This window comes from uncultured Virgibacillus sp. (assembly GCF_947495635.1).
Lineage (GTDB): Bacteria > Bacillota > Bacilli > Bacillales > Amphibacillaceae > Virgibacillus > Virgibacillus salarius.
Genome location: NZ_CANMAB010000048.1, coordinates 1 through 17,188, shown reverse-complemented (window position 1 = coordinate 17,188; position 17,188 = coordinate 1). Strand labels below are relative to the sequence as shown.

The following is a 17,188-nucleotide window of genomic DNA, read 5'->3' as shown; positions in this document are numbered from 1 at the left end:
ACACATTGTATCAATCTTTTATTCCGTTTTTTTAGCCCATTTAAATACAGGGCTCCGATTTTCATAGTATGCAACATTCTTGACGCCTGTTGATGTTAAATAGTTTTTGGTTAGGAAGTATAAAGGCATAAAAGGTAAATCGGTCATTAATGTTTCCTCAGCTTCATGCAATAGTTCAAAGCGCTTCATAATATCCTGTTCTACTTGAGCATCCTTTAATAACTGATCATATTGATCATTGACCCAACCCGTCCGGTTATTCGTACTAGTACCTAGATAGTATTCTAGATTCACTGCTGGATCAATATAGAGACCCGTCCAAGACATTCTCCCCATTTGATAATCGCCACGCCCTAACGTATCTAAATACGTATTCCATTCTTGATTGGCTAACTTAAGATCTATATTTAGGTTCTGCTTGAGCATTTCCTGTACTGCTTCCGCATACCTCTTATTATTATCTGAGGTACTAAACATTAATGTCACCTCAGGAAATTCAGACCAGCCTTCTTCCTCCATTGCTTCCTCTATTAATCTTTTTGCTTGATCATAATCTTTTTTAAAATAATCTCCACCAAGCTCACGAAAATCCCCATCAGGTGTGTCAGCCCCAGGTGGAACCATAGCAAAAGCTGGTGTTTCTCCAGTTTGTCCAACATTTTCAACTAGAGACTTTCGATCAACTGCCATGGCAAACGCCTGTCTTACCTTTCGATTCGTAAATGGTTCTTTATTTACATTAAATATGAACATCGCTGTAGAATAATATGGAAATTCAATATATTCATCACTATCCTTAACAGCAGATAATTGATCTGTAGGTATGGAACTGATAAAATCTAGATCGCCAGTTTGATATAATTGATACGCGGTTGTCGCATCGTCGACCATTTCAAATGTAATTTGTTTTAAAGTGATGTCATCTTGACTATAATAGTCATCATTTTTAGATAAGATAATTTTGTTGTCATGCTCCCATTCCGTCATATAGAAAGCACCATTTGTTACGAAATTTTTAGCATCTAACGTCCAATTTTCATTCCCTTCAACAATATCTTTTTTTACAGGATAAAAAGTCCAAATGGTCATCAGACTATCTAAAAACGCAGTAGGAGACTCAAGAGTTACCTCCAACGTTTTATCATTAATTACTTTTATTCCTACATCATCTACACTTACTTCCCCTTTGTTATATGCTTCAGCATTCTTTATGACAAATAAATAGTACGCAAATCGTGCTCCTGTATTTGGATTTAATACCCTTTCCCAAGAATACTTAAAATCTTCAGCCGTTAAATCCGATCCATCGGACCATTTTGCATCTTCTTTAATCTTAAATGTATATACAGTGCCATCTTCTGACACCTCTACATCCTCAGCAACTCCGAGCGTGATATTTCCATCTTGATCGCGCGTATATAAACCTTCATACATATGATCTAAAATCCATCCAGAAGTAACGGATGTATTCAGTGCCGGATCAAGACTAGCTGGTTCAGAACCAGCATTTAATACAAGCTCTTGCTTTACTGATCCTTCGGCTCCTGATTTATTCTCTCCTTCTGAGCAAGCTGCCATAATCATAGCTACGCATATAAATAGAATAACAATCAACTTGTTTTTCATTTTCCTGCCCCCTCCATCATATTTAATATGCTTCCTCGACACTTTCATTTATTAATTTTTTTTAGCCCATTTAAAGACTGGTGATTTATGATTATAGTAAACAATTCCCTCTATTTCTGGTGATGGTAAATAATTTGATGAGAGGAAATAATATGGCATAAAAGGTAAATCCTCCATTAATATTGCTTCTGCTTGATGTAATAGCTTAAAGCGTTTATCTGCATTTTGTTCTACTCGTACTTCTTTCAATAGTTGATCATATTCTTTCTCCTTCAATATACTATGAATATAGATGACAGGCTGTCCAGTGGTCAGACTGTATTTCCTTCCATTCCGGGGCTTTTAAAGAACAAATTTCCATTGCATGTGGGCATCTTGTGCGAAATTTACATCCATTTGGCGGGTTCACTGGACTTGGTGGATCTCCCTGTAACACGATCCTATCTCTTCTTGAAATTGTTGGGTCTGGCACAGGAACAGCTGATAAAAGTGCCTGAGTATAAGGATGCTTGGGTTCGTTAAATAGTTTCTGACTATTTGTTAATTCCATCATACTCCCTAGATACATAACACCTATTCGGTCACTGATGTGCTTAACCATACTTAAATCATGGGCAATAAATAAGTAGGTTAGATCTTCAGAATCTTTTAAATCATTAAGTAAATTTAGAACCTGTGCTTGAATGGAAACATCTAATGCAGATATTGGTTCATCTGCAACAATAAATTTAGGCTTAACCGCCAGTGTTCGAGCAATTCCAATACGCTGCCTTTGTCCTCCACTAAATTCATGGGGATAGCGCTTTACAACATCAGGATTCATCCCTACTCTTTCCAATAAATCATAGATTCGCTCCTTTCTTTGTTTGCCCTTTGCTAAGCCATGTGCATCTATTCCTTCAGCTATGATATCCCCTACCTGCATTCGTGGATTTAAAGAGGCTTGGGGGTCTTGAAAAATAATCTGAACTTCCCGATTAACTCGTTGCTGTTCCTTCTTTGATAGATCCTTTACATTACTACCCTCATAATAGACAGCTCCCTCAGTAGGGTTTGTCAGACCAACAATTGTTTTTCCAAATGTAGATTTTCCACTTCCACTTTCACCAACTAACCCAAATGTTTCTCCTTGATAAATCTCTATGGAAATCCCATCAACTGATTTGACTAACTGCTGCCTGCCTATGGCAAAGTGTTTTTTAATATCGATTGTTTGAATAATTCCTTGATTCATACAAGCTCCTCCGCATCTGAAAACTCCGCTATCTTCGGAGCCAATTCATCATTTAAAAAGCATCTTGATGAGTGACCTTCGGCAATGTCATAAAGATCAGGAACTTCTTCCATACAAATATTCATCGCATATTTACAACGAGGAGCAAAAGGGCACCCTTTCGGTGGTGAAAATAGATCTGGTGGAGATCCCTCAATTGGCTTCAGTCTTTCTTTTTTTTCATGATAAACATTTGGAATCGATTCTAATAAGCCCCATGTATAAGGGTGATTCGGATTAAAAAATAGTTCGTGGACACTGCATTTCTCTACCATCATCCCACCATACATTACAATCACCTTATCCGCACCCTCGGCCACTACCCCTAAATCATGTGTTATTAAGATAATAGAAGTATCTTTTTTTTCTTGAATATCTTGTAATAATTCGAGAACTTGTGCCTGTATTGTTACATCCAATGCCGTCGTCGGCTCATCTGCTATTAACAAATCCGGATTACAAGCGAGCGCGATTGCAATCATTACACGTTGTCGCATTCCTCCACTGAACTCATGCGGATATTGTTCATACCTTTTATCAGCATTTGGAATACCGACCTCTTTAAGCATTTTAATCGCTCTTACCTTTGCTTCTCGCTTGGAAACATTTTGATGATAGATTAATCCTTCCGAAATTTGCTTGCCAACCTGCATGGTTGGGTTTAATGATGTCATGGAATCTTGAAAAATCATGCTCATCTGCTTTCCCTTTATTTCCCGCATTTGTTTTTTATTTAATTTCAATAATTCTTTTCCTTTAAATCGAATACTTCCTCCTTGTACATTGCCTGCTGGATGAGCTATTAACCCCATAATTGCTTGTACAGTTACACTTTTTCCACTTCCACTCTCGCCAACAATAGCTACTGTTTCTCCGTGATTAACATTAAAGGAGACTCCCCTTACGGCATCAACCGTGCCACCATAAGTTTTAAAGTTAACCTTTAAATTATTCACCTCTAATAAAGACATACCGTTATTTTCCTCCCTTTTTGCGTACCTTTGGATCTAAAGCGTCTTGCAATCCATCGCCAAAAGCATTGAATGCAAACATCGTTAACGAGATCATAAGAGCGGGGAAGAAAAGCCTCCACCATTGTCCACCAATAACAACTCCTAATGCATCATTAGCCATCGTACCCCAGCTCGCAAAGGGAGCTTGAACACCCAGCCCCAGGAAACTTAGGAAAGATTCAGAAAATATAGCAGATGGAACTGAAAATGTAAGATTAACAATGATGATCCCCATCGTATTCGGAATTAAATGTTTTCTAATTATCTTGGCATGACTCGTACCTAACTTTTCTGCAGCTAGTACATAGTCTTGGGATTTTAATTGTAGGATTTGACCGCGGACAATTCGAGCCATGCCAACCCAACCCGTGGCAGACAAAGCAATAATAATTGTTAGCATGCCTGGCTCCATAATTACCATCAGCAATATAACAACGAGTAAGTATGGAATACCATATAGCACCTCAACGATACGCATTAATATATTATCTATTCGGTCACCCTTTTTCCCCTTTCCAGCCATGTATCCAGATACGCCACCAATGGTTACACCAATAATTAAATCTAATAAAGCAGCCACTAAACCTATGGTTAGAGAAACTCTTGCCCCCTGCCAAGTACGCGCCCATACGTCACGCCCCAAATCATCTGTTCCAAACCAATGCTCACTAGATGGAGGAAGATTATTCTTGCTAAGCTCCTGTTCAGAGGCGGAATAAGGAACCATAGACGGCCCTGCGATTGCAAAAAACGTGATGATAAGAAGTAATGCTATACCAAGTAACGCTAGTTTATTTTTTAATATATTGATAGCCGTTTCTTGCCAAATAGATAAGCTTGGTCGAACGATCTTTTCAGATAATCGATCTTGTTGCTTAACTGGCTCAAATAATAATTCCCTTGCTTCCTTACTCATCTATGATCCTCCTTTACTAGTCAATGTAATCCGTGGATCGATAAATCGATAGGAAACATCAATTAAAAATAAGACAACAACTAGAATAACGCTATAAAAAATAGTAGTTCCCATGATTACCGTGTAGTCTCGGTTAAATATACTATCCACAAAGTACCGTCCAATACCCGGTACAGAGAATATGCGTTCTATCACTAGTGTGCCTGTAATTAAAGATACAAATAGTGGTCCAATAAAAGATACAACAGGTAATATGGCATTACGGATACCATGCAAAAAGAGGATACGATATGTTGGTAACCCCTTTGCATCTGCAGTTTTCATATAATCTTGATTTATAACATCAAGCATACTCGAGCGGACAAAACGGGCTATAATTGCTAATGGCCCAGATGCCAAAGCTATCGATGGTAGCACAGCATGCTGCCACGTTCCCCAATTCGCAACAGGAAATACTTGTAAATCAACGGCTAAGAATTTCATTAATAGTGGTGCAAGTATAAAGTTAGGTACTGAAATTCCAACTGTTGCTATTACCATTGCTGTATAATCAAAAATACTATTATGGTATAAAGCAGCTATAATTCCTAACGTAACACCAAATACTAAGGCGATAAGTAGCGTTAGTAGTCCTAGTGTCGCTGAAGCCCCCAGACCAGAAGCAATAATATCATTTACTGACCTTCCACTACCCTCCATAGAGATTCCTAAGTCAAACGTCAATAAATTCTTCATATATGTAAGATATTGAATTGGTAAAGGGTCATCAAGGCCATACTTCGCATATAGATTTTCAAGTGCCTCTTCTGGTAGCGCTCCTTCTTCTGTAGAAAAAGGATCTCCGGGAATCAGCTTCATCAAAATAAATGTCAATGTCGCAATTACCCATACAGTTAATAACATCGTAAAGACACGTCTAATGATGTACATAACATTCCTCCCTATATTGACATAAAATTACTTCCCATTAGTTTAAGTATCTATCAAAAAATTCTCCCACCTTAAATTGCATCGATTGATAACTAGCCATACTACTGGTCTGTCCCCCCATTTGATGGCCATCCTCTTCAGAGATAATTAGTGTCACACCCTTACCCAATTTCGTTAATTTCTCTTTAAATTGCTTCGATTCTTCAACTGGGACACGACTATCATTTTGTCCATGACACATCAAAAGAGGCACACTCACCTGCTTCGCATGGCAAAGAGGGGATATTTCATCAAAAAAGGACTTGTCCTCTGATAAAAACCCATATTCGTACTCTCTTAATAACCGTCTATAAGAACCGGTTTTCTCTAAAAATGTACGAATATGTGATATACCAACAATGGATACTGCTGCTGACCATAAGTTCGGATAATGTCCAATGACCGTATTGACGATAAAACCACCGTAGCTTCTTCCCATGATGCCCAGCTTGTCTTTCTGAATACCGTGTTTATCAAAAGCAACCTGAGCAAGAGCCTTAATATCTTTCGCTGCATCTAAACGCTTTCTTCGATCATCCAAGGATAAATATTTCCTCCCAAAACCCTTACTCCCTCGTATATTTGGAACAAATACGGAAATCCCCATATGAACGAGTCCTTGGAGAATTGGATTAAAGTCCACTCTGGATAGATTTTCTGGCCCACCATGAACATAAATAACGGCACCTTTTGGATTTTTACTATTTGCGTAATAGAAATAGGGAATTTCCAGCTCATCAAACGATTTAAATGCGCACATCTCCGGATTGTATTTTCTTAGCTGTAATGCATCGGAATAACCAGTATCCGTCAATCGTGTCAATGTCCTCTTTAGAAGATCGTAGATATGTACTTCCCCAGGCATTTGTGGTCCTTTTAACAGAAAAAAGAAGGAACGGTTATCCAGCCATGTGATATGTGATGTTACACCAATTGGTAATTCTTCCATCTTTTTTAAGCTGTTATTGGCAATGTCATATACGTAGATGAGTGAAACTCCACCTTGATTAACAGTGAGAGCTATTTTTGTTTCGTCCTTTGAAAGTTTCATCTCCTCTATATCCCATGGAATGGATTGAATAACAGGAATGAGCTCTTGTGGATGAGATAATGAGAATTGATATAAATGCATATATTCACTATTAACATCTGAAAGCAAAAAGCCTTTCTCCTGATTTTTTGAAAATACTACGGATTGATAACGAGCTAATTTATCTTTTACTCCAATTCTTACCTTAGATAAGTCTTGTAAATTAATTATCCAATAAGAGGAATCAATATTCGTTTCCTGTAGTTGTACTACTACATGATCGCAATCCTTCATCCATTTAACGACGGTACATGCACCTTCACAACGAAAAAGAAGATCTCCTTTCTCTGTTTCTACATCTATAATGTGGACGTGGTAGCCTTGCTCCTCTTTTTGATAAGAAGTATAGATTATTTTCTTTTCATTAGGAGAAAAGTCTCCAAAAGTATGAAAATGGTCTAAAGCGTATACGAGTCTCTTTAATTTTTTCGTTTGCTGATGATAGAGAAATAATTGCTTTTTTTCGTTTCCTTTATAATCTATGCCTAGAACCGTATACATTCCGCTCTTGGAATGATTCACGGAGAGCACTCTTCCGTCCGTCAACACGAACGGCCTTTCTTCTCTCGTTACAAGATCGAATTCATATAGTTGCGGCAAGCCATTACCTCGATGCACATAAGTGATTTTATTACTATTTGGTACTTTCTTTGGTTGTTCAGCTCCATTTATTTTTAAATAATCCGATAATTTTTCCAACAAATTAACACCTCACTTAAAATTTATTCATCAAACAAATAAGTTGTTGGTTGTACGTAAAGGTCGATGCCGTAGGAAGTTTTGATAGGCAAACCCTTTTACTTCGTCTTCTGTATAAAATTTCAACAATTCATTAATTAAATTCTGGTAATGGGATGCTCTTTCAAGTTTGTTCACAAACGTTTTAACTCCATCAAAATCAGAACCAAACCCGATATTATTCACACCCCCTAGTGAGCATAGATGGTCAATATGCTTGATTAAATCAGCAATAGTTGTGACGCGCTTTTTATTTATGAAGGGGGGATTGTATACTACATGAATAAGCCCTTGGCAATCTAGCATACTTTTAATTTGGTCATCATATAGATTACGAGGGTGATCACAAATACTACGCACATTGGAATGGCTGGCAATGAGATAATCAGCGATTTCAATTGTATCCCAGAATCCCTTTACAGAAGCGTGAGATACATCTGTAAAAACACCATTCTTATTATTTCGTTTAATAACTTCTTTTCCTAACGGAGTTAAACCACCTGCATTCGCTACTCCTGCACCATCTCCACAGAGATTGGCATGGTTCCATGTTAAACCAATTAATAAAATCCCAGCACTGTACAGATATTCCAATTTATCTAGTTCATTTCCAAAGGGCTCTGCGCCTTCTAATGTTAGGATTGCACCAATTTCCCCTTTCTTAAGCGTATCAATATCTTGCCAATGTTTAATATGTTTCATCGTCGGGTTCTTACCAATGATTTCGGAATGGAAGATTTCTATCTGTTCTAATGCATATTCCCATTTCTTTTCAGCAGGTACATAAGGTTTGATAAATATTGCGAAAAACTGTACAACTACCTTTCCTTTTTGCAACTCCAATAGATTTGTAGTTAATTGATTGGAATCCTTATATTTCAGTATTTGATCTCTCTCCCGTTTAGCAACCTGCATTTTAACCAATGCATCACAATGTGTATCAATAACATTCATATCTAGCTCCTCCAAGTATTAGACAGCAGCTCCTTCAACACGCGGCAGCATTCTTAAATTGATAAATGCTGCCCAAGCAACACCATTGTCGTCTATAAAAAACTTCACTACTTTTCCACTGTCTTTTATTACTAGAGTCTGATAATCAATAGCCTTAACAACAGATGAATGACCGTTGGTTTCAGCAACGAGTACATTATTTATGATTCGAATTTCTAATCGGCTTCCCTTCTTGTTCGTCGCATAAGTACCTATCAATGCTTGAAGTTCCTTAGGTGAAAGATGATAGTCAGGCGCTTCCTTCTTCTTCTGTTTAATTGGTATCCCTAAAGCTGTATGTAGCGCAGCTTTCCAGATGTCTATTTTCGGACCACTAGAAACATTTGTCAGAACTGCTACTACTATTTTCTCTTCTGGTATAAAACCAAAATATGAAGAAACACCGGGCAAACTCCCACCATGCTTTACTAGCTGATATCCAAAATAATCTTGCTCTGTTCTTACCCCATATCCATAACATTCATTTTTACCAATTGGAAAAACTGGCTTCCACATCTTTTGATAGTTTATATGCTGCCAAGTTGATTGTTCTGAAGCAAGTGTATCTACATAGACATTTCCATACTTTATCAAATCCACGACCGTCGAACGAAGCCCTCCACTTGTTTCATAATTACCAAGGTTTTCCCAAGGATTGGATTGAAATGATTTCGCAACAGGATCATAGTCATACTGCACCGTTACATTCCCGAACTTTTTAATATCTTCGGTACTATATGTAGTACGATGCATTTCTAGTGGAGCTATAATTTCTTCGATCATGTATTTCCGGAATAGTCTTCCAGTCACTTTCTCAATGATGGCACCTAACAATAAATATAGATCGTTACAGTAACTCAAATATTCTCCCGGTTTACCTAAAGGACGTTCATGAATAGTTGCTAAATAGGAGATATGCTCATGAAAGCGGTTTAATTCTTGATAACGCTCAATTGGCGGAAGTCCTACTGTATGGGATAGCAAATGGTGTATCTTTATTTGAGACATATCTTCCGTTTTCAATTGGAAATCTGGTAAATACTTAATCACGGGGTCATCAACTGATAGCTTTCCTTCCGACTCTAATTTCATAATTGCTAATGCTGTAAAGGATTTCGTTATGGAGGCGATACCAAAAATCGTATCTACAGTAACAAGTTTTTTATTTTTCACATCTCGATAACCGAAACCATTCATATATATAGTTTCCCCATTTTTCGAGACAGCGACAGCTGCACCCGGCACATGCCCATCCAACATGAGCTGATTGACATAGGATTCAAAAATAGACCACTTATTATTATGCATAGTTGGCACTCCTTAATACGATTATGTTTGACCTGATTAGAAAGCCTGTTTTAAGAGCTCTAGTTTCAATCATTATAATATTGACGATAGAATTATAAAAATATATAATTTTTATAATATTATAATCAATAGTTATTAATACAGTACTTATATAAGCACATAAGAGGAGCCCTTACATGAGTCTACAAACATTACGATACTTTATAGAAGTTGCAAAGCATCTTAGTTTTAGCGAGGCATCCAAGGCTTTACACATATCCCAACCTGGCTTAAGCCAACAAATTTCTGATCTCGAGCGTAAACTAGGGTTTAAGCTATTAAATCGTACCACTAGAAAAGTAGCTCTAACAGAAGAAGGGGCCTTTATCTTCAACAAGCTATCTACATCATTCAACGATATTGAAATGACATTAGATTTCATGACTACACAAAAAATGATTCCTAAGGCAAAAATAAAAATTGCTGCTGTGCCATCAGCAGCAAGTATTTTCATTCCTAAACTATTAATAAAAATGCTAACCGATTTTCCAGATATCGACGTTTATACACATGAAACTACGTCAGCGAAGGCTATTGAATTTATGAAACAAAAGCACTATCATCTTGCCTTCATTCGAACTCCTATTTATAAAGAAGAGTTCCTAAACAACGATTTAAGGCTGTTCGAATTTAAAAAATATCCATTACGACTAGTTGTAGCAAAAAATCACCCATTAGCCCAAAGAGATTCTGTAGACCTCCAAGACGCAAAAAACGAAACATTTATTCATTACAGTGATGATCATACGAATCCTTTACAATTTCTACTAGATAAAGCGTGTCTTACTGCTGGGTTTTCTCCAAAAAAGTTATGTACTGGTTCAGCATTATTATCTATTTATCATCTTGTATCCAATAATTTAGGTGTTTCCCTAATGCCATCTGATATGACGAGTTTACTAGAGAATAATAAAATCAAAATATTAAAACTCAATAATATTGAATTATTCAGCTCTACCTCCGTCTTATGGAATGAGGAGAATAATACATCTTTTGTAACAAATCAGATTCTTGATATTCTACAAACAGACCCTATTTTTAAAGAATTTATCTAAATTAATCAAAAGTGTGCTAGTGAGCTTCCCTTTTCAAACAGCAAAAAGAAACTGAAATGCATCTAAATAAAACCCATTTTGAATTTCTTATGAAACATTGGTATAATATCTGTTGCAAGATAGAAAAAATTGAATATCGACTACCAAACATTTGTATCTTGCAAATATAAATGATAGGTGGTAAACAACATGGAGAAAAACAATAATTATCAAGTATTATTGTACTATCAGTATGTTCAAATTGATGACCCTGAAGGTTATGCTGCGGAACATCTGAAATTCTGTAAGGAATTGGGATTAAAAGGTAGAATTTTAGTAGCCCAAGAAGGGATCAATGGTACTGTTTCAGGTACAATCGAACAAACAGAAGCATACATGGAAGCAATGCATCAGGACCCTCGTTTTGCAGACATGGTATTCAAAATTGACGAGGCTGCAGATCACGCCTTCAAAAAAATGCATGTTCGTCCTCGTAAAGAGCTAGTGACATTTCGATTAGAAAATGATATAAACCCTTTAGAAACTACAGGTAATCATTTATCTCCGAAAGAATTTTACGAAGCAATGCAGGATGAAAACACAATCGTTATTGATGCACGGAATGATTATGAATACGATTTAGGACATTTCCGCGGAGCAGTTCGCCCAGATATAAAAACCTTCCGTGAATTACCAGAGTGGATTCGTGAACACAAGGATCAGTTTAAGGATAAAAAGGTCCTAACCTATTGTACCGGTGGTATCCGCTGTGAGAAGTTTTCTGGTTGGCTGTTAGAAGAAGGATTTGAAGATGTTAATCAATTACACGGTGGAATCGTTACGTATGGTAAGGATCCTGAGGTGCAAGGTGAATTATGGGATGGTAAATGCTATGTATTCGATGAACGTATTTCCGTACCAGTAAACCAAAAAGAACACGTAGTAGTCGGCGTGGATTATTTCGATGGCGAACCGTGCGAAAGATATATAAACTGTGCAAACCCAGAATGTAATAAACAAATTCTCTGCTCAGAAGAAAATGAGCACAAATATTTACGAGGCTGTACGCATGAGTGCCGTGTTAGCCCTCGGAACTTGTATGTAAAAGAACATGAGCTATCACAAGAAGAGGTAGAAGAACGCTTGCAAAAACTAGGTGAAACATTAAAGCAAGAAATTTAACATTTTCATTCAGCCCCTGATTGTTGTCATATGAACAATTGGGGGCTTTTTTGTAGTCTAGGAAATTATAAAATTTGACTATGTGATAAATATGAACATATTGAGCCACGTCCAACTCAGCGCCCAGAAACGAGGTGACTTCACGAATTACCCTAATCTAAGTCATTATCGGTTTACAAGCTCACCGTGATTCCTTTATCTCCGTTGACTCACTCCAGTCGCTATCTTTCTAATCGGGCGTGCTTATTGTTAAGTTTTTTAATAATGATATTCTCCATAATAAAGAAAATCTTCCTATCTTCAAAAGCGATTCACCCCCTATTAAAGAGAAACATTTGGTGTTAGGAAGCTATTCTTTGTGGGGAAAACTATGTAATCCCCGCTTTGACATGCCCACATCAACTTGCTATCCTTTTTTTAAAAGGAGGCTTTTTTATGAGTGTCTATGAATTTCAAGCTAAAATGATAGGTGGTAAAGAAAAGTCATTAAGCGATTACCGAGGTGAGGTATTGTTAATTGTAAATACAGCAAGCAAATGTGGATTTACTCCACAGCTCGAAGGATTACAAAACGTATACAATGCTTACAAGGATCAAGGATTTCAAGTACTTGGATTTCCTTGCAATCAGTTTAATAATCAGGATCCAGGAACAGAAGGAGAAATCTCGGAATTCTGCCAGATTAATTATGGAGTTACCTTTCCAATGTTTAGTAAGGTTGATGTTAAAGGTGAAAATGCCCATCCCCTTTTTAACTATTTAACAGAAGAGGCTAAAGGTTTTCTTACGAAACAGATCAAATGGAATTTCACCAAGTTCTTAGTAAACAAACAAGGGGAAGTAATTAATCGATATGCTCCACAAACAAAACCAGAACAGATCAAAACAGATATTGAGGTAGCTTTACAAGGATAACCATCTTTTTTTATGTACAACTTTAAATAGATACAAGCTCCAGATTCCCTCTATTAGGAAATTCGACCTCGTCATCCGACTAAATGACATTTTCGGATTGATAATATCAGAGCTAGCCCAGCATATTTTATAGATCCGCAGAGACTGTGCATATTGTACATGAAACCTCACTAGGCGAATAAGAACGAATTGGTGGTTACACCCAGAAGTTAGATTTTTCACTCTAACTTCCCCGGGGTTGGTACCAAAACGTATCGAATGATTGTTCGACTTTTATTATCTAACATACACTTATGTCCATATCTTCTTTTAAAGTACTTTTTCTAGGAAAACCTTCGCACGATCTGTAGTAGGCTTGTCAAAGAAAACGGACGGTACCGCCTCCTCTACCAGCTTACCGTTATCTAAAAATAGCACACGATCGCCCACTTCCTTCGCAAAATTCATTTCATGTGTCACAATTACCATCGTCATCCCTGTCTTTGCTAAATCCTTCATTACATCTAGTACTTCTTTAACCATTTCAGGATCTAATGCGGAGGTAGGTTCATCAAACAACATAATTTCTGGCTCCATTGCTAAAGCTCTAGCAATTGCCACTCGCTGCTTCTGCCCACCAGATAATCGATTCGGATAGGTATTCTCTTTATCTGTTAACCCTACCTTAGCTAATAACTTTCTTGCAACTGCTTCTGCCTCTCGTTTTTCTACACCCTTCACCTTTTGCGGTGCATAACTAACGTTATCTAACACCGTCATATGTGGAAATAAATGAAAATGTTGAAAAACCATCCCGATGTTTTTACGAATTTCTAATTTATTTGTTTTAAGCTTCGTAATCTCTTTTTCTTTTATATATATTTGCCCCTCCGTTGGGTCTTCCAATAAATTTAGACAGCGCAAAAATGTTGATTTTCCCGAACCAGATGGACCAATAATCGTTACAACTTCTCCTTGATGAATGGTTGTAGAAATTTGATCTAAGACTATATTTTTATCAAATACTTTTGTAAGATTCTTTGCTTTAATCACTTTGACGAAGCCTCCGTTCTATCAATCTACCTAGTAAAGTAAGTATATAAACCATTACCCAATAAATTAGTCCAGCAAATAATAATGCTTCAAAATTCCGGTATAAATCTGCGCCAGCAATTTGTGCTCTTCGCATAATATCTAAGTAACCAATTGTAGAAACAAGTGCTGATTCCTTTGTTAACGTGATAAACTCATTCATCATTGCAGGCAGTATATTTTTAAAAGCTTGTGGTAAGATAATATTTAACATCATTGGCTTATACGGAACGCCTAAAGCCTCAGCAGCTTCCGTCTGTCCTTTATCAATTGCAAGGATACCACCACGAATAATTTCTGAGATATAAGCAGCAGAATTCAGCCCAAAAGCTAACACAGCAGATAGAAATGCAGATATATTATAACCAGTTAATTGTGGTACAGCATAATAGATAATCATAAGCTGTAATATGAGGGGAGTTCCGCGGAATATCGATGTATAAGCATCCGCTACCCATTTTAGTACAGGGATGTTTGTAATTTTACATAATGACAATACTGTACCTAAGATAAAACCTATCACAATGGAAACACTAACAAATTTTAATGTAGCCCATATTCCTTCTAGTATAAAAGGAATATAAGGCACGATTTGGCTGAAATCCAAATTCATGCCTTATCACCTCGCTTTTCTCTCGTTGTTATTACAGAGTGTAGTTGGCAGCAAATCCTAATAATCGATTATCGAGATAACCACGATGTTTATCCAATTACAAATACTACTAACGTGCTACCTACATGCATCTTGTACAAAATAGAAACGTTTGCTGTAACTTATGGTTAATTGAATAGACGTTAGCCTACTCCATATCTGACAGCCATTTTTCTTCCAATTCTTTTATTTTTCCATCTTCCTCTAATTTTTTTAATACATCATTCACATCATCCACAAGTCCATTTCCTTTCGGGAAAGCAATGCCCATTCCAGGCGAGCTTGTCGTTGGATCATCAAACCCTTTTAATCCTTGCTCGTTGATATAACCCTTGGCAACCGTTTTATCCATATACCCAACATCAATTCGATTCGAATTCAATTCCTGTACAAGTAAACCAGCATTATCCACTTTTTTAACTTCAAAATCGTATTTATCTGCTAAGATTTCTGCTCCCTCTTCTTGAATCGTACCTAACTGCACACCAATTGTTTTTCCTTTTAAATCATCAAGGCTTTTAATATTGGATTCAGCACCTGTCAAGAAGCTTTCCCCAGAGTGATGATATTCTGTAGAGAAATCAACATTTTTTTTACGTTCTTCTGTAGCACTCATCCCTGACATAACCATATCTACTCTATTAGCCTGTAATGCACCAATTAATCCATCAAATTTCATATCTTCGATTTGTAATTCATACCCTAATTCATCAGCAATCAGATGCGCTAAGTCAATATCGAATCCTTCAAAATTACCTTGTGGATCTCGTGATTCAAAAGGAGGAAAATCAGCTGAGGTTGCCATTTTCAATACCTCCTCATCAGCAGACTTTGAATTATTTGATGTGGAATCTTCACTACTACCACAAGCTGATAACAAACCTACGATTATTGTAGAAAGAAAAATGATACCTATTGTTTTTTTCATGTTTTTCGCCCCATTTTCTTTATCTGTTGTTATTATTTATGAAATTCTGTTTGTATTGCTTTTAACAAGACAGAGTCTGTAATGACCTCATAGCCAGTCCTAGCCAATGCTAATGCACCATCCGCAATAACTTGCTGCCCTTTTGCTGTAATTGTCTTATCAGCAAATTCCTTCGTATGTGCAACTAAGCCAGGCTCATCCAACCCGATATAAGGATGAATTGCTGGAACGACATGACTAACATTTCCCATGTCAATGGATCCATAACTCTGCTTCGCTGGAAGTACAGGTACACCGGATATATCTTGTAAATGCTTTGAGAAAACGTTAGACAATTGCTTGTTTGTTATCATATTGTCGTAGCTGAGTTCATAATTAGATGATTCTAATCTGGCACCTGTCATCATGGCAGCCGCATTAGCAATGTTCATAACTTTTGTTACGACATCATTTAATACAGCTCGCTCTTTTGCTCGAATATAGAACTGAGCGACAGCCTTATCTGGTACCACATTTGCTGCACTACCTCCCTCAGCAATAATCCCATGAATTCGTACATCGTCAGGTAAATGTTCACGTAATGCATTAATCCCATTGAATAGTTGAATCACACTGTCTAAAGCATTTATTCCTTTTTCAGGAGAAGCAGCAGCATGGGAGGATTTCCCAAAGTAAGCAAACTGAATAGCATCCATTGCCAGTGAATCACCACTTTCATACGATTGATCACCTGGATGGACCATCATTGCTACATCGATCTCATTAAAAATACCTTGCTCACTCATAGGAACCTTTGCTCCGTTTGTTTCTTCAGCTGGTGTACCAAGAACGACAACGCTCCCACCAATTTCAGCTACCTGCTTGCTAAGAATAATTCCTGCACCTACACTCATTGTTCCAATTAAATTATGACCACATCCGTGTCCTACCTCTGGTAAGGCGTCATACTCTGCTAAGTAGGCAATAACAGGTCCAGGCTTCTCACCATTAAATACAGCTTTAAAAGCGGTTGGTCTACCAGCTGTACCCGTCTCAATAGTAAAATCATGGCTGACTAATAAATCTGTTAATTGTTTCATAGATTTATACTCTCGGTCCCCTAATTCAGGATGTTCATATAGATAACGGCTGATCTCACATAAATCTCCATGAATTTTAGTTATATTTTCAAATAATGGATCATTCATTTTGCTTCCCACCTGTATGCATATTTATTAATTAATATGTATATTTATAACATATTGTGTATACTCATGCAATAGTTATTTTATGCCAATCCTATTACTTTATCTAAAGGGCACTAATATATAAACGTTTGTCACACACTATTCATCAATTGCTTCTTATTAATCCCCATGTATACTAGAAAAACTGAGCAAAATTCGCTCAGTCCTTATCACTACATGCTCAGATTTACGCTTCCTCTAGTAGCTATTATGGA

Annotated in this window: 16 protein-coding genes; 3 read left to right on the top strand and 13 right to left on the bottom strand. The window is 37.0% G+C overall.

Annotation, left to right across the window (positions count from 1 at the left end):
* Positions 1-18: 18 nt before the first annotated feature.
* From Q1A47_RS11620 to Q1A47_RS11580, 9 genes are read right to left on the bottom strand one after another with little or no spacing between them, the layout of a single operon-like run.
* The gene (locus tag Q1A47_RS11620; protein WP_166530665.1) at positions 19-1,626 is read right to left on the bottom strand and encodes a peptide ABC transporter substrate-binding protein; all 1,608 of its coding nucleotides are present in this window, start codon (positions 1,624-1,626) and stop codon (positions 19-21) included.
* 51 nt (positions 1,627-1,677) lie between these two features.
* Entirely contained in the window at positions 1,678-1,902 is a 225-nt protein-coding gene (locus tag Q1A47_RS11615; RefSeq protein WP_166530666.1) for a hypothetical protein, read from the bottom strand.
* A 4-nt stretch (positions 1,903-1,906) separates the two neighbouring features.
* On the bottom strand, positions 1,907-2,860 hold the full coding sequence (locus Q1A47_RS11610) for an ABC transporter ATP-binding protein (protein ID WP_026682722.1): 954 nt from the start codon (positions 2,858-2,860) through the stop codon (positions 1,907-1,909).
* Complete coding sequence (locus Q1A47_RS11605; RefSeq protein WP_166530667.1) at positions 2,857-3,870, bottom strand: ABC transporter ATP-binding protein; 1,014 nt, start codon at positions 3,868-3,870, stop codon at positions 2,857-2,859. Before Q1A47_RS11605 ends, Q1A47_RS11610 begins: the two co-directional genes overlap by 4 nt.
* A 4-nt stretch (positions 3,871-3,874) precedes the next feature.
* Entirely contained in the window at positions 3,875-4,828 is a 954-nt protein-coding gene (locus Q1A47_RS11600) for an ABC transporter permease (protein ID WP_166530668.1), read from the bottom strand.
* On the bottom strand, positions 4,829-5,758 hold the full coding sequence (locus tag Q1A47_RS11595) for an ABC transporter permease (RefSeq protein WP_166530669.1): 930 nt from the start codon (positions 5,756-5,758) through the stop codon (positions 4,829-4,831).
* Positions 5,759-5,795: 37 nt separating this feature from the next.
* The gene (locus Q1A47_RS11590; protein ID WP_166530670.1) at positions 5,796-7,586 is read right to left on the bottom strand and encodes a prolyl oligopeptidase family serine peptidase; all 1,791 of its coding nucleotides are present in this window, start codon (positions 7,584-7,586) and stop codon (positions 5,796-5,798) included.
* A 30-nt stretch (positions 7,587-7,616) separates the two neighbouring features.
* Positions 7,617-8,579, bottom strand: a complete 963-nt coding sequence (locus Q1A47_RS11585) for a dipeptidase (RefSeq protein WP_026682727.1) — start codon at positions 8,577-8,579, stop codon at positions 7,617-7,619.
* Positions 8,580-8,597: 18 nt separating this feature from the next.
* Positions 8,598-9,926 carry a serine hydrolase gene (locus tag Q1A47_RS11580; protein ID WP_166530671.1) on the bottom strand — a complete coding sequence of 443 codons (1,329 nt, stop codon included), beginning with the start codon at positions 9,924-9,926 and terminating at the stop codon, positions 8,598-8,600.
* A gap of 176 nt (positions 9,927-10,102) precedes the next feature.
* On the opposite strand from Q1A47_RS11580, the gene Q1A47_RS11575 reads away from it, so the two are divergent.
* The 3 genes from Q1A47_RS11575 (at position 10,103) to Q1A47_RS11565 (ending at position 13,096) form a co-directional block, all read left to right on the top strand.
* Entirely contained in the window at positions 10,103-11,020 is a 918-nt protein-coding gene (locus tag Q1A47_RS11575; protein ID WP_051388442.1) for a LysR family transcriptional regulator, read from the top strand.
* A gap of 189 nt (positions 11,021-11,209) precedes the next feature.
* The gene (locus tag Q1A47_RS11570; protein WP_026682729.1) at positions 11,210-12,181 is read left to right on the top strand and encodes a rhodanese-related sulfurtransferase; all 972 of its coding nucleotides are present in this window, start codon (positions 11,210-11,212) and stop codon (positions 12,179-12,181) included.
* A 435-nt stretch (positions 12,182-12,616) separates the two neighbouring features.
* Positions 12,617-13,096 carry a glutathione peroxidase gene (locus tag Q1A47_RS11565; RefSeq protein ID WP_026682730.1) on the top strand — a complete coding sequence of 160 codons (480 nt, stop codon included), beginning with the start codon at positions 12,617-12,619 and terminating at the stop codon, positions 13,094-13,096.
* 309 nt (positions 13,097-13,405) lie between these two features.
* Here Q1A47_RS11565 and Q1A47_RS11560 read toward each other — a convergent pair whose 3' ends face one another.
* The 4 genes from Q1A47_RS11560 to Q1A47_RS11545 all read right to left on the bottom strand — a co-directional run bounded on the left by Q1A47_RS11560 (position 13,406) and on the right by Q1A47_RS11545 (position 16,934).
* Positions 13,406-14,128 (bottom strand): amino acid ABC transporter ATP-binding protein, encoded by a 723-nt coding sequence (locus Q1A47_RS11560; RefSeq protein ID WP_121604508.1) that lies wholly within the window; start codon positions 14,126-14,128, stop codon positions 13,406-13,408.
* Positions 14,121-14,780 carry an amino acid ABC transporter permease gene (locus Q1A47_RS11555; RefSeq protein ID WP_026682732.1) on the bottom strand — a complete coding sequence of 220 codons (660 nt, stop codon included), beginning with the start codon at positions 14,778-14,780 and terminating at the stop codon, positions 14,121-14,123. The genes Q1A47_RS11560 and Q1A47_RS11555 overlap by 8 nt, the downstream gene beginning before the upstream one ends.
* Before the next feature lie 187 nt (positions 14,781-14,967).
* The gene (locus Q1A47_RS11550; protein ID WP_166530672.1) at positions 14,968-15,747 is read right to left on the bottom strand and encodes a transporter substrate-binding domain-containing protein; all 780 of its coding nucleotides are present in this window, start codon (positions 15,745-15,747) and stop codon (positions 14,968-14,970) included.
* 32 nt (positions 15,748-15,779) lie between these two features.
* Positions 15,780-16,934 carry a M20 family metallopeptidase gene (locus Q1A47_RS11545; protein WP_121604506.1) on the bottom strand — a complete coding sequence of 385 codons (1,155 nt, stop codon included), beginning with the start codon at positions 16,932-16,934 and terminating at the stop codon, positions 15,780-15,782.
* Positions 16,935-17,188: the final 254 nt, after the last annotated feature.